This is a genomic window from Burkholderiales bacterium, from assembly GCA_023511995.1.
GTDB lineage: Bacteria > Pseudomonadota > Gammaproteobacteria > Burkholderiales > Thiobacteraceae > Thiobacter.
Window position 1 is genome coordinate 247307 of the sequence record JAIMAL010000001.1, and the last position, 12793, is coordinate 260099.

Consider the following 12793-nt stretch of genomic DNA (forward strand, 5'->3'; position numbering starts at 1 on the left):
TGATGACTTTTGGTTTTTACTGGCAGGCTTCGCACTCCTCGAAGCCGGGGTCGCCGGGGCGGAGGGTGCAGGCGCGCCCCCCCACTTCCGGTTCGGGCAGCCTTCCCGCGAGCATGGGCGCCCCTGCGGCCACGGCGCCAAGACCGGTGGCTGCGGCTTGGCCCATGCCACCCTGCGCCGGTACGGCGTTGAGTTCGCCCCCTTTGCCCGTGGATTTTTCCGCTGAGGTGGCGGCCAGCGTGCGCAGGTAATAGGTGGTTTTCAGGCCGCGGATCCACGCCAGCTTGTAGATCTCGTCCAACTTCCTGCCGGATGCGCCCGCCATGTAGATGTTGAGGGACTGTGCCTGGTCGATCCACTTCTGCCGTCTGGCGGCGGCCTCGATGAGCCAGCGCGGATCGATTTCAAAGGAAGTGGCGTAGAGGTGGCGCAGCTCCGGCGGCACGCGGTCGATTCTGGCCAGTGAGCCATCGAAGTATTTGAGATCGCCCACCATCACCTCATCCCACAGACCCAGTTTCTTCAGGTCGGCGACGAGATATTTGTTGACTACGGTGAATTCACCGGACAGATTGGATTTCACGTAGAGGTTCTGGTAGGTGGGCTCGATGGAGGCGGACACCCCCACGATGTTGGCGATGGTGGCGGTGGGGGCGATGGCCAGGCAGTTGGAATTGCGCATGCCCACCTTGCGGATGCGCTCACGCAGCGCATTCCAGTCGAGGGTCTCGGAATCGTCGTATTCCAGCCAGCCGCCGCGTTCCTCGGCCAGGAGTTTGAGGCTGTCCTTGGGCAGAATGCCCCGGTCCCACAGCGAGCCGCTGAAGGTGCTGTAGCGGCCCCGCTCCTCTGCGAGCTCCGTGGAAGCCCAGTAGGCGTAATAGGCGACCGCCTCCATGGAGCGATCGGCGAACTCGACCGCCTCGGCGGAGCCGTAGGGAATGCGCAGCTCATACAGCGCATCCTGGAAGCCCATGATGCCGAGACCCACCGGCCGGTGCTTGAGGTTGGACGTGCGCGCCTTGCCCACGGCGTAATAGTTGATGTCGATCACATTGTCCAGCATGCGCATCGCCGTGCGGATGGTCTTCTTCAGTTTGGCGTGGTCGATGCCGCCGTCCTTCAGATGGTTGACGAGGTTGACCGACCCCAGGTTGCACACGGCGATCTCGGTATCCGAGGTGTTCAGCGTAATTTCCGTGCACAGGTTGGAAGAGTGCACCACCCCGACGTGCTGCTGCGGGCTGCGGATGTTGCAGGGATCCTTGAAGGTGATCCAGGGGTGGCCCGTTTCAAAGAGCATGCTGAGCATCTTGCGCCACAATTGCACAGCAGAAATTCGGCGGAAGTTTTTGATTTCGCCGCGCGCGGCCTTCTCCTCGTAGGCCACGTAGGCCCGCTCGAATTCGCGCCCGTACTTATCGTGTAAATCGGGCACTTCGTTGGGGGAAAAGAGGGTCCACTCGCCGTTTTCCATCACCCGTTTCATGAACAGATCGGGAATCCAGTTGGCGGTGTTCATGTCATGGGTGCGGCGGCGATCATCCCCCGTGTTCTTGCGCAGCTCGAGAAATTCCTCGATGTCGAGGTGCCAGGTCTCCAGGTAGGAACACACCGCACCTTTGCGTTTGCCACCCTGGTTCACCGCCACTGCGGTGTCGTTCACCACCTTGAGGAAGGGGATCACGCCCTGGGATTTGCCATTGGTGCCCTTGATGTGGGAACCCAGCGCACGCACAGGAGTCCAGTCGTTGCCCAGGCCCCCGGCAAACTTCTGCAGCATGGCGTTCTCCTTGATCGCCTGGTAGATGCCCTCCAGGTCGTCGGAGACGGTGGTGAGATAGCAGGAGGAAAGCTGCGGATGGCGCGTGCCCGAGTTGAACAGGGTCGGCGTCGAGCTCATGAAATCGAACTTGGACAGCACGTCGTAAAACTCGATGGCGCGTGCCTCGCGGTCGATTTCGTTGAGGGCAAGGCCCATGGCCACCCGCATGAAGAAAATCTGCGGCAGCTCGATGCGCCTTTCGTTGATGTGCAGGAAATAGCGGTCGTAGAGGGTCTGCAACCCAAGGTAACCAAACTGCAGGTCACGCGAGGCATCCAGCGCTGCGCCCAGTTTCTCAAGATCGAACTGGGCAAGCCGCTCATCGAGCAATTCCGCCTCCACCCCTTTGCGGATGAAGCGGGGGAAATATTCCGCATAGCGCGTGGCCATTTCCGCCTGCGAGACGTCCTCGCCGAGCACCTCGTAACGGATGCTGTTGAGCAACAGGCGGGCCGCCACCTGGGAATAGGCCGGGTCCTTTTCGATCATGGAGCGGGCGGCGAGGACGGTGCACTTGCGCACCTCCTCCATGCGCACGCCATCATAGAGGTCGCGCATCACCGCTTCCATCACCGCCTGGGGTGAGACCTGATTGCCGAGGCCGGCGCAGGAGGCCTCGATCAGATCCTGCAGACGTTGCACGTCCAGGGGATGGCTCGCGCCGTTTTCCACCACGTTGATGGTGGCGGCGCGCGGTGCCTGCTGTTTCGCGGCGGCGCGTTCCTGTGCCCGCTTTTCCCGGTAGAGCACATAGGCCCGGGCCACGTCGTGCTCGCCGGAGCGCATCAGGGCCAGTTCCACCTGGTCCTGGATATCCTCGATGTGGAAGGTGCCGCCGTTGGGCTGACGGCGCATCAGGGCGTTCACCACCTGCTGGGTGAGAGTCTCCACCAGCTCCCGCACGCGGGCCGAGGCGGCCGCCTGGCTGCCCTTCACCGCGATGAAAGCCTTGGTCATGGCGATGCTGATCTTGGTGGGCTCGAAGGGCACCACGCTGCCATTGCGGCGGATGGTCTTGTAGTCGGCGTAGGGCCGGGGTTCGCCCAGCGGGGCGGCATAGTCGGTGGGGGGCACGCTGGCGGAGGAGGATTCGGCGAGGGTCGGGGACGGTTGCATGGGGTGGTCTCCTCTTTGGTCTCGACGGCTTTTTTCGGAAACGGCTTAAAAATGACCAGCTTAGCGGGCGGCGGCCCACCACAACATCTTGTGGTCGGCGGCTCGCCAGAACCCCAATTCTAGTGATCCCGGGTGGGGTGTCAACAGGAATCTCGTGAGGGACGGAAAAACGCCGCGACAAGCCCGGCGCGCGCTTTACGGCTATCGAGGTCCGAAATCGGCGGGTGCTATGATGGAAGAAAGAGCCTTGCCAAGTCCATGAAAAACACCGCCGTCCTCCTCATCAGTTGCCCCGACCAGAAGGGGCTGGTCGCGGCGATCGCCGAGTTCCTGCTGCGCCACGATGCCAACATCCTGCACGCCGATCAACATCAGGATGCGGAGCTCAAGCTTTTCCTCATGCGTGTGGAGTGGGACCTTTCGGATTTCCGCCTGGGGCTGTCGGAATTCGAACCGGCGTTCCAGCCCATCGCCCAGCGCTTCCAGATGCAATGGCGGCTGGCGCTGTCCAGTTATCGGCCGCGGATGGCGATTTTCGTCTCCAAGTACGACCATTGTCTGGCCGACCTCCTCTACCGGCACCAGGCCGGAGAGCTTTTCTGCGAGATTCCCCTCATCATCAGCAACCATCCCGACACCCATTGGCTGGCGGAGGCCTACCGCATTCCTTTCCAGCACATGCCGGTGCACAAGGATTCCAAGCGGGAGGTGGAGCGGGACCAGCTTGCCCTGCTGCGGCACCATCATGTGGATTTCATCGTGCTCGCCCGTTACATGCAGGTGCTCTCGCCCGAGTTCATCCACCACTATCCCAATCGCATCATCAACATCCATCATTCCTTTCTGCCCGCTTTCCACGGGGCGCGGCCATATCACCAGGCCTATCAGCGGGGCGTGAAGCTGATCGGGGCGACCAGCCATTATGTGACCGAAGTGCTGGATGATGGCCCCATCATCGAACAGGATGTGGTGCGCATCTCCCACCGGGACCAACTGGAGGATTTGATCCAGAAAGGCGCCGACCTGGAAAAAATCGTACTTTCGCGCGCGGTGCGCTGGCACATCGAAAACCGCGTCCTGGTCTATGCCAACAAGACCGTGGTGTTCGATTGATCATGATGGGGGAAATCAGCGAGCTCATCGGCAACCCCCCAGCTGCCTCACCCCCCTCGCCTTCCTGCCGCAGGCGAGGAAGTCCTGGCGCACGGGGGATCTCGCCGGCATTTCCCTGCCCATGTATGGGCGCTTCACCCTGGGCGCCGCCCTGTGGCTGGCCTATGGGGTGATCATCGGCAGTACGCCCATCGTCCTCGCCAACGGCATCACCCTCGTGCCCACGGCCGTCGTGTTTGGCGCAAGTGGACCGATAAGCACGCCTAGCGTGTTTCGGCGGCTGGCACGCGGGTGTGCGCCGAGGCGGGTGCTTCCTTTTGCAGGGAGCGCTGGGGCATGGGGGACACGGGCCGGGCGCGCCCCCGGCGGATGTGGGCCCACAGCAAGAGCGGCAGCGCCAGCCCCGGGACCCAGTGCAGCGGCGGCAGCCAGGCCTCGTTGGCTTCGCTGCTGAAGTAGTACAGCGCGTAGCCCGTGGCGGCCAGCCACAGCATCCAGGATTTCATCAGCACGCCGGTGGCGCGGTTCTTCTTCCTTTGCCACGCTCCGTGGACATGCGCGGGCAGCACCGAGCCCAGCGCCACCAGGGTGGCGAAGGCGAACAGGCCGTGCAGGCGCAGCCACCATTTCTCCAGGGGATTGGGGGCGGGCCCGAATTCGCCGGGGGTGGCGAGGAAATGATGGAACAGCAGCCACAGCGCACCGGAAAGCCACACGCCGAGAAACACGCCGTAGAGCGCGCGACGGTGGCGCGGGCCGAAACGGATGGGCAGCGGAATTCTCTTATGCATGAGATTCTCGCAACGGTGTGGAGTCGCGCAGGCGCCAGGCGCCGGTGTGGTTATCGCGGTCGATGACGAGGGCGCGTGCGCCGAATCGTTCGAGCACGGCGCCTGCTGCATGGCGGTCGGCCAGCACGACCTTGGTGAGGGCATCGGCGGTCATGCAATCCCGGGCGAGCACGGTGACGCTGAGGTCCCCGGCAAGGCTTCTGCCGGTGCGCGGGTGGATGTGGGGCGAGCAGGGCAGACCGCCGGAGCGGTGCAGGGCGAAGTAGCTCGCCGAGGTGGCGGCGGCTCCCTCGCCCAGTTCGATGACGGGCAGGAGCAGGGTGGGCCACTGCGGATGCCGGACGTGCACGGTTTCCCGTTCCGGTCCGAAGCGGCGCAGATCGCCGCCGGCGTTGACGCGCGCGCTTGTCACGCCACCGGCTTGCAGTGCCTCGATGGCCCGATCCACGGCAAAACCCTTGGCGATGCCGCCAAGGTCGATGTGCAGCGGGCACGCGAAGCGCACCTGGTGCCGCGGCAGCAGCTCGATTGAGCGCCAGTCGGCGCGGCTGGAGGCGCGCGGAAAGTCCGCGTGACGCGGCAGGTAGCCGAGGCGGGTGAGGGCGGGCGCCACCGTGATGTCGAACAGGCCGTCGCTGGCGAGGGAGAATTCACGCGCCGCGTGAAGCACCTGCCAGGTCCAGGGGTGCACCGTGACCGTCCGTGCGGCCGCTTCCCGATTGAGGCGCGAGACGTCGGAGGCCGGATCGTGGTAGCTCATCAGGGCATGCACCTGCTCCACCGCGCGAAAGGCCGCCGCCACCGCTGCCTCCGCGTCGGGGCCGTGGGCGGCGATCTCGACCAGGGTGCCGAGCAGGGGGCGCGCGCGGCGGATTTCCGCAAGGTTCATTTCAGCACCGCCTCGTAGCTTGCCAGCAGGCGGCGCACGCCGTCGGCGATGTGCTTGCACGACAGCGTGGCGCCGCTGATGTTCTTGATGTCGTTGTCCAGCTCCAGCGGCGCACCGGCACGCTTGCCGACGAACTGGGCGCGCCAGTTGGCGTTGCGCACTTCGCCGCCGTGGGTCTCGCGGTAGTCCAGGATCTCGATGCCGCGCACGGCGCCGCTGTAATCCAGCGCGAGAGCATAGGTGATGAACTCGTGCTTGCCGTAGACCTCGTCCAGCAGGAACCAGCCCAGGGTTTTCCCCGCGGATTCCACCCGCCAGGCATTGAGCTCGGGCACCCGCACGCGCACCCGGGAGGCCTTTTCGATGGCCGCGCGCTGCTCGGCGGTCAGCAGGATGCGCGTCTCGCGGAACGCAGCCGCCTCGGGAAACAGCGCGCGCTGCGCCTGCTCCAGGGTGAGATATTGCACCGCGTAAGCCGGCAGCGCGGGCGCGGCCAGGGCAGGCAGGGACAGCCAGATCAGTTCCTTGTGCATGATGGGCCTCAGAAGTTGTAGCCGAGCTTGAGGCGGATTTCCTGCTTGGTTTTTTCCACCAGATGCAGGTGCTCCGGCTGACCGGGATAGGTGGAGGCACCGCCGCCAGCGAGCTGGGGCATCCAGGTGAGCGTGGCCCACCATTGCTTGCTGCCGTAATGCAGGGACGGACCGGCAAATACGGACCAACGCTCTTGGCCGACTTCGGTTTCGAATTCGGTCTGGTAGACCACTTCGCCGCCGACGAACCAGTTGGGCGCGAAACGGTAGGACACACCGGTCTTGGCGGACAGTTCGATTTCCATTTCGGGCGTGGTGGGCCAGTCGAAGCCGGGTGGCAGGTCGGCGATGGCCTTGCGTTTGGCCCAGGTGCCTTCAAAGCCGAGGTTGCCCACCCAGACCAGCGTGTCGTCCATGAAATTTTTTTGCAGCAGCAGCTGGGTTTCCAGCTTGTAGCTGTCCTTGTCCTGGCCCGAGTGCGGGTCCTTCCAGAAATAGGAGGGTTCGACGTAGATCGACAGACCCAGGCCATCCTTCACCGGGCTGAGGATGTTGTACTTCATGCCGAGCTGGATGCCGGAGGCCTTGAAGCCATAGCGCTCGTCCTTGGGCAGGTAGCCGTCGATGCTCAGGCCGTGGGTGTCGATGCCCAGGCCGTGCAAGGCGAGGGAACCGGTGAAGCGATGGGTGAAGCCGTATTCGAGCTCGGCCTTGTAGTCCCGGGCGGCATAGTGGCCGCTGCCCTTGTCGTTGCGCTGGGTATACCAGAAATAGCCTTCGGTCGCGCCCTGGGGCAGGGTCTCCGCACCGGTGGTGTAGCCGAGGAGGTTTTCATCGGCCCGCGCGGTGGGAACGAGGGCGGCAAGGGCGAGGGCCGCCACGAGGGAGCGTGAGAGCAAAGGTTTGTGGGTCATGGCAGTTCCTTATCCGGGTCAGTCAACAAGTCAATGGTCTGGCTGGCTGCCCGGGCGCCCTGGGGGGGCCGGAACTGGCTGGCTGCAAAACGGGTGTCCTCCCCTTGCCGCGCTCAAGCCGCTTCTCCGGCGGCTTGCGCTTACGACAGGCGGGGGCACTATTTCGTGAGAATGAGCTTGCCGGCGCGGGTGCGCCGCAGGCGGTATTCCATTCCCTGGTGGAGGATGCGGATTTCCTCGCCGAAAGCGAACAGCCGTTCACTGGGAATCGGCTGAGCGCGATCGAGGATGAGGTAGCGTTTCGTCACGCGCCCCGCTTCGGTGTTCTTGTCCATGGGTCACTCCGTAAATGCGAGTAATTCGCATTCTACATTGGGCGGGCCCAGGGCGCAAGGGGGTCAGGATTCCCGCAGGACGAAGGCGAGCTCAGTGGTGAAATTGCCGACACCCTTGTGAGTGGTGGGCGTCCAGCCGTGGGTTTTGAGGAACTCGGTCATCTCCCGCGTCATGGCGGGGTTGCCGCAGACCATCACCCGGTCCACGTCAGGCTCGGGGGCAGGCAGGCCCAGGCGGCGGGAGAGCTCACCGGAGCGGAACAGGTCCGCGCCCCGTTCCTGCGTGGCAAAGGGTTCACGGGTGACCGTGGGCACGTAATGGAAGCGGCCGTCCTCCCGGGCGGTGAGCTCTTCCCGGTAGGCCAGCTCGGCCACGGTGCGCACCGAGTGCACCAGCACCACGTGTTGGAAGCGGCGGTGGGTTTCCGGGTGGCGTACCAGGCTCATGAAGGGGGCAAGCCCCGTGCCCGTCGCCAGCATGTAGAGAACCCGGCCGGGCTGCACATGATCCAGGGTCAGCGTGCCCGTGGGCTTGTCGTTGACCCAGACCGTCTGGCCGGGGGAGATGCGCGCCAGCAGACTGGTGAGAGGGCCATCGGGCACGTGGATGCTGAGGAATTCCAGATGGTCTTGATCGGGCGTGGAGACGATGGAATAGGCACGCGCCACGAGCTTGCCTTCGCGCCGCAGGCCGAGGGTGACGAATTCCCCGTTGCGGAAAACGAGCCCCCGCGGGCGGGTCACCGCAAAGCTGAAAGTGCGCGGCGACCAGGGCCGCACCCATTGCACGGTTTGTTCGCTGTAGGCCATGACTATCTCCGGAATGCGCCGGTGAGACCGCGCGCCCGTTGTCCGGGTTCCAAAAAAAAGCGCCCGAATGGGCGCTGAGCGAAAGGGGTTTTTTGCTTTCAGTCGGCCACCAGGTCCCGATAGGCATGCCAGGTGGCGTGCCCCAGCAGGGGAAACACCACGATCATGGGCACGAGCCACAGGGCAAAGGACAGCGCGGTGAGAACGACGATAATGGCCGCCCAGATGAGCATGGCGAGCGGATTTTCTTTCACCGTCCACAGGCTGGTGACGATGGCATGGGCGATGTCCGCCTTCCGATGCAACATCATGGGCAGGGAGACCACCGACAGGGCGAACACCAGCACCGCGAGCGCACCGCCGGCGATGGCGTACACGGCGAGGAAAGTGGAGTTGGCCCCGGCGAACAGGCCGGCCAGGGTGAACTGTTCGCCCACGATGTCACCGGGGTGGAAGAGGGCCACCAGGATCGCCGAGACCCGTTCCCAGCTCGACAGGATGAAGGCCAGTCCCGCTGCGAACAGGCCGATGGAGCCCCAGTTGCCCCGCGCGCTGGCGAACCAGGGGCCGCCCCCCGCCTCCCGGCGCCGCGACTGCTCATAGAAGGAGAGCGCCAAAAACGGTGAGATGAGCAGGAAGCCGGAGAGCAAGGTGAGGACCAGATGGGGGCGGGGCCAGGCATAGTTGATCAGCCCCCAACCGATCAGGGTGAAGAGCGCGCCCACGGCAAGGGAACGCAGCCAGCAGTAACCCAGGTCGGCCGCGCCTTTTTTCAGCCACTGGAAGGGGCGGCTCGCCTCCACCCGGTTGATGCCAGGCAGGTCGATGAAGCGGGTATCCGGTTTGATGGTTACGGTGCTCATCACTTCCTCCTTTCACGGGTTGTGGTGGGTCATTTCCATCGTCAGTTTAGACGATGGCCGGCGAGGGGTGTTCCGGCCCCGGGCCGGCGATTGATTGGCGGAAGGGAGCGGGAGTCGAACCCACCCGGGCACGTCTGACGTGCCCAACCGGATTTGAAGTCCGGCCGCCCCACCGGGGACGTATCCCTTCCAAAATGCCTTATGCCGCCTGGGCCTCCGGGGGGGTGCGCAGCCGATGGCGGTCCCCCGTCCGCCGGGTGAGCCCGGAGCGGTCGAAAAACTCCAGAATCTGGATGGCGAGTTTCCGGCCCGTGCCGATGCGGTCGCGGAAGGCGGCCGCGGTGAGACCGTCGGCCAGGGCCATTTCACTGGCGATGCGGGCAAGTTCTGCCACCGCCTCGCTGAGGAAGAAATGGTCGTGGGCCACCTGGATGACCTGCCCGGTGCGGGCAACCCGCTTCAGCAGCAGGCGCACCTTGTTCTCCTCCAGAAGCTGGCCGCGGGCGATGTCCCGCACCCGCGGCGGCATGAAGGGCTGGGCGGCAAGGAGCGGCCGGATGCGGGCCCAAAGGACTTCTTCGTTTGGTGCGAGGCTCACCCGGTGTTCCGGCAGGTGCAGCGCCGAGCCGGTGAGGACGACACGGCCGGTGGCGAGCAGCGCCTCCAGCACGGCGCGGAAGAGGCCCCGGGGCAGGGTGGGCAGGGTCATGCGGCGCAGGCGCTCCCGGTCCGGCCCCAGATGGTCAGGTTCCTGCTGGTGGAAGACGGCGAGACGCTCCAGGATGCGCCGGCCCAGGGCTTCCCACTGCGCGGGGTTCATAAGCCAGTCCACATCCGCCCCCTGGATGCGGGCCAGGCCGCTTTCCGCCGCCCATCGATCGCATTCCTCGGGGCCAAGGTTCCGGTTGCGGGCAAAACGTCGGAGATCGACGCCGAAGGGAGAAAGCGCGGCGAGCCGGGGGAGGGCCCGGGGGTCGGCTTCGGCGGCAAGCCAGGCCAGCCGCTCAGGGGTGCGGCGGCGCCGGCTGGGTGGCTCGATGTCGAGAATGTGGCCGCCGGCGACGGTGAAGCTCGCGCTGCAATCCCGCAGCACGAAACGGTCCCCATGGGCGCCCACCACCGGTCTGTCGCTCACGATCTGCACGAAGCCTGTCTCGCCGGGGTCGAGGGCATCGTGATCCAGGGGCAGCACCCGCGCCAGGACGTCCGCACTGCCCAGGTGCAGATGGACCGGCGTCCATGGCGCAAGCCCCCGGGGCGCGGTGGGCAGAACCGTAAGCCAGGCATCGAAGCGGCTCGTGGGCAGATGGGCGGCAGGGGCCACCACCCAGTCCCCGCGGCGGATGTCCCCTTTGCCCACTCCCGCCAGGTTGAGGGCGATCCGCTGGCCGCCATGGGCCGTTTCCGCCGGACGGTTTTGCGCATGGAGGCTACGCACCCGCACTTCCTTTCCTGCCGGCGACACGACGAGCCGGTCGCCCACCGAAACCCGTCCCGAATGGGCGGTGCCGGTCACCACCGTGCCCGCCCCGGCGAGGGTGAAGACGCGATCCACGGCAAGACGGAAATGTCCCAGGATGCGGTGGGGTGGCGTGTCCCGGCATTGTTGCCGCAGATATTGGAAGAGGGCGGCGATGCCCTCGCCCGTCACGCTGGAAACCGCAAACAGTGGCGCCTCGGTGAAGGGCGAGGAGGCGAGCCAAGTGCGGATTTCCGCCTCCACCTGGCGGCGCCGCTCTGCGCTGACCCGGTCCACCTTGGTGAGCACCACCGCCCCCGCCTTGAGACCCAACAACTCGAGGATGGCCAGATGCTCCCGGCTTTGCGGCATGATGCCGTCGTCCGCCGCCACCACCAGGAGGACGAAATCGATGCCGGTGGCACCGGCGAGCATGGTGTGCACCAGCCGCTCATGACCGGGCACGTCCACGAAGCCCAGCACCGTGCCGTCTTCCAGGGGCAGGTAGGCATAGCCGAGATCGAGGGTAATGCCCCGTTCCTTCTCTTCCTTCAGGCGGTCGGTATCCACGCCGGTGAGGGCTTTCACCAGCGAGGTCTTGCCGTGGTCGATGTGACCTGCGGTGCCGATGATCATGCCCCTCACCCCCCGCATGAGCCCGAGGGAGCGGCCGCGCGCAGGTGCGCGGCCGCAAGCTGCCCGAAGCCTCGCCCGTTCAGCATGACAGGGCCTCGAGCTGGGCGAGGAAGGGGCCCACGTCCGCCTCTTCCAGACCACGCACATCGAGCCGCAAAGCCCCCTCCGCCACCCGCCCGAGCACAGGGATGGGCAGGCGGCGAAACGCCCGCTCCAGGTTTTTCAATGCCGTGCCCTGCCCCCTGCCCCGGGTGTGTGGCGTGATGGCGACGCACACACTGGGCAGCCGGTCCACGGGCAGCGAGCCGCTGCCGATCTGGCTGGCGGTGGGGGCGAGACGCACCTCGGCGACCCTGGCCAGCGACTTTTGCAGGGCGGGGAGGATGGCGCGCGCCGTGGCTTCGATGTCCTCGAGGGGGCGCGTGAGCAAGCGAAGGGTGGGCAGACGGCTGGCGAGCCGGTCTGGGTCGCGGTAGAGGCGCAGCACCGCCTCCAGCGCGGCGTAGGTCATCTTGTCCACCCGCAGGGCCCGTTTGAGGGGGTTTTTCCGGATGCGGGCGAGCCACTCCCGCCGGCCGACGATGATGCCGGCCTGGGGGCCGCCCAAAAGCTTGTCGCCGCTGAAGGTGACGAGGTCGGCGCCCGCCGCCAGCGCCTGTTGCGGCGTGGGTTCGGCGGGTAGCCCGAAACGGGTGAGATCGACCAGGGTGCCGCTGCCCAGGTCCACCATGAGGGGCAGACCATGTTCATGGGCGATGGCGGCAAGAGTTGCCTCATCGACGCTGGCGGTGAAGCCCTGGATGGCGTAGTTGCTGGTGTGAACCTTGAGCAGCAGCGCCGTGCGCGGGGTGATGGCGTCCCGGTAGTCGTGGGCGTGGGTGCGGTTGGTGGTGCCCACTTCCACCAACCGGCAACCGGCGCGGCGCATGATGTCTGGGATGCGGAAGCTGCCCCCGATCTCGATGAGCTCGCCGCGGGAGACGATGACCTCCCGGTTGCGGGCCAAGGTGTTGAGGGCCAGCAGAACCGCGGCGGCATTGTTGTTGACCACGGTGGCTGCCTCGGCACCGGTGAGCTCCACAAGCAGCGGCTCCACCAGGCTGTCGCGTTCACCCCGTTCACCGGTTTCCAGGTCGAATTCCAGATTGGTGGGGAAGCGCATCGCTTCCATCACCCGCGCCATGGCTTCCTCGGGCAGGGGGGCTCGTCCCAGATTGGTGTGCAGCACCGTGCCCGTCAGGTTGAACACCCGGCGCAGGGCGGGGCGGGCGCTGGCTTCCAGCTCGGCGGCGATGAGGCCCACCAGATTTGCCTCCGCGGCCGCGGCCTGGGGCAGGGCGCCGGCGAGGGCCTGGCTGCGCAGGCGGCCGAGGACGTTGCGCACCGCCTCCACAGTGGGCCTGCGCCCGTAGCGATCCTGCAGGGTGCGCACGCCGGCAAAGGCCAGCACCTTATCGACGGCGGGCAGCAAAGAAGGGGTCAGGGTTTGCATGGTTCACCAAACGGCAC

Annotated in this window: 11 protein-coding genes and 1 tRNA gene; 1 reads left to right on the forward strand and 11 read right to left on the reverse strand. The window is 65.8% G+C overall.

Translation table 11 applies throughout. From position 1 onward, the window contains the following. Positions 1–16 precede the first annotated feature (16 nt). A complete protein-coding gene (locus K6T56_01270) occupies positions 17–2941 on the reverse strand; it encodes a ribonucleoside-diphosphate reductase subunit alpha (GenBank protein ID MCL6554972.1) in 2925 nt (974 codons plus the stop codon). A 258-nt stretch (positions 2942–3199) separates the two neighbouring features. On the opposite strand from K6T56_01270, the gene purU reads away from it, so the two are divergent. Further along, positions 3200–4054 (forward strand): formyltetrahydrofolate deformylase, encoded by an 855-nt coding sequence (gene purU, locus K6T56_01275; GenBank protein ID MCL6554973.1) that lies wholly within the window; start codon positions 3200–3202, stop codon positions 4052–4054. A 263-nt stretch (positions 4055–4317) separates the two neighbouring features. Here the strand turns inward: purU and K6T56_01280 are convergent, their stop codons facing one another. The 10 genes from K6T56_01280 to selA all read right to left on the reverse strand — a co-directional run bounded on the left by K6T56_01280 (position 4318) and on the right by selA (position 12776). After that, positions 4318–4845: a hypothetical protein gene (locus K6T56_01280; protein MCL6554974.1), complete on the reverse strand. Its 528-nt coding sequence runs from the start codon at positions 4843–4845 to the stop codon at positions 4318–4320. Beyond that, positions 4838–5734 (reverse strand): FAD:protein FMN transferase, encoded by an 897-nt coding sequence (locus tag K6T56_01285; GenBank protein ID MCL6554975.1) that lies wholly within the window; start codon positions 5732–5734, stop codon positions 4838–4840. Before K6T56_01285 ends, K6T56_01280 begins: the two co-directional genes overlap by 8 nt. Then, a complete protein-coding gene (locus K6T56_01290; GenBank protein MCL6554976.1) occupies positions 5731–6267 on the reverse strand; it encodes an FMN-binding protein in 537 nt (178 codons plus the stop codon). The genes K6T56_01285 and K6T56_01290 overlap by 4 nt, the downstream gene beginning before the upstream one ends. 8 nt (positions 6268–6275) lie before the next feature. Next, on the reverse strand, positions 6276–7181 hold the full coding sequence (locus tag K6T56_01295; protein ID MCL6554977.1) for a hypothetical protein: 906 nt from the start codon (positions 7179–7181) through the stop codon (positions 6276–6278). A gap of 158 nt (positions 7182–7339) precedes the next feature. Further along, complete coding sequence (locus tag K6T56_01300; GenBank protein MCL6554978.1) at positions 7340–7516, reverse strand: hemin uptake protein HemP; 177 nt, start codon at positions 7514–7516, stop codon at positions 7340–7342. A 63-nt stretch (positions 7517–7579) separates the two neighbouring features. Then, positions 7580–8326 (reverse strand): ferredoxin--NADP reductase, encoded by a 747-nt coding sequence (locus K6T56_01305; protein MCL6554979.1) that lies wholly within the window; start codon positions 8324–8326, stop codon positions 7580–7582. Positions 8327–8424: 98 nt separating this feature from the next. Beyond that, positions 8425–9189 (reverse strand): DUF2189 domain-containing protein, encoded by a 765-nt coding sequence (locus tag K6T56_01310; GenBank protein ID MCL6554980.1) that lies wholly within the window; start codon positions 9187–9189, stop codon positions 8425–8427. A 95-nt stretch (positions 9190–9284) separates the two neighbouring features. Further along, a tRNA-Sec gene (locus K6T56_01315) sits at positions 9285–9380 on the reverse strand. Between the two features lie 8 nt (positions 9381–9388). Beyond that, on the reverse strand, positions 9389–11284 hold the full coding sequence (gene selB, locus K6T56_01320) for a selenocysteine-specific translation elongation factor (GenBank protein MCL6554981.1): 1896 nt from the start codon (positions 11282–11284) through the stop codon (positions 9389–9391). Positions 11285–11363: 79 nt separating this feature from the next. Further along, positions 11364–12776, reverse strand: coding sequence for an L-seryl-tRNA(Sec) selenium transferase (gene selA, locus K6T56_01325; protein MCL6554982.1), 1413 nt, complete (start codon positions 12774–12776; stop codon positions 11364–11366). Positions 12777–12793: the final 17 nt, after the last annotated feature.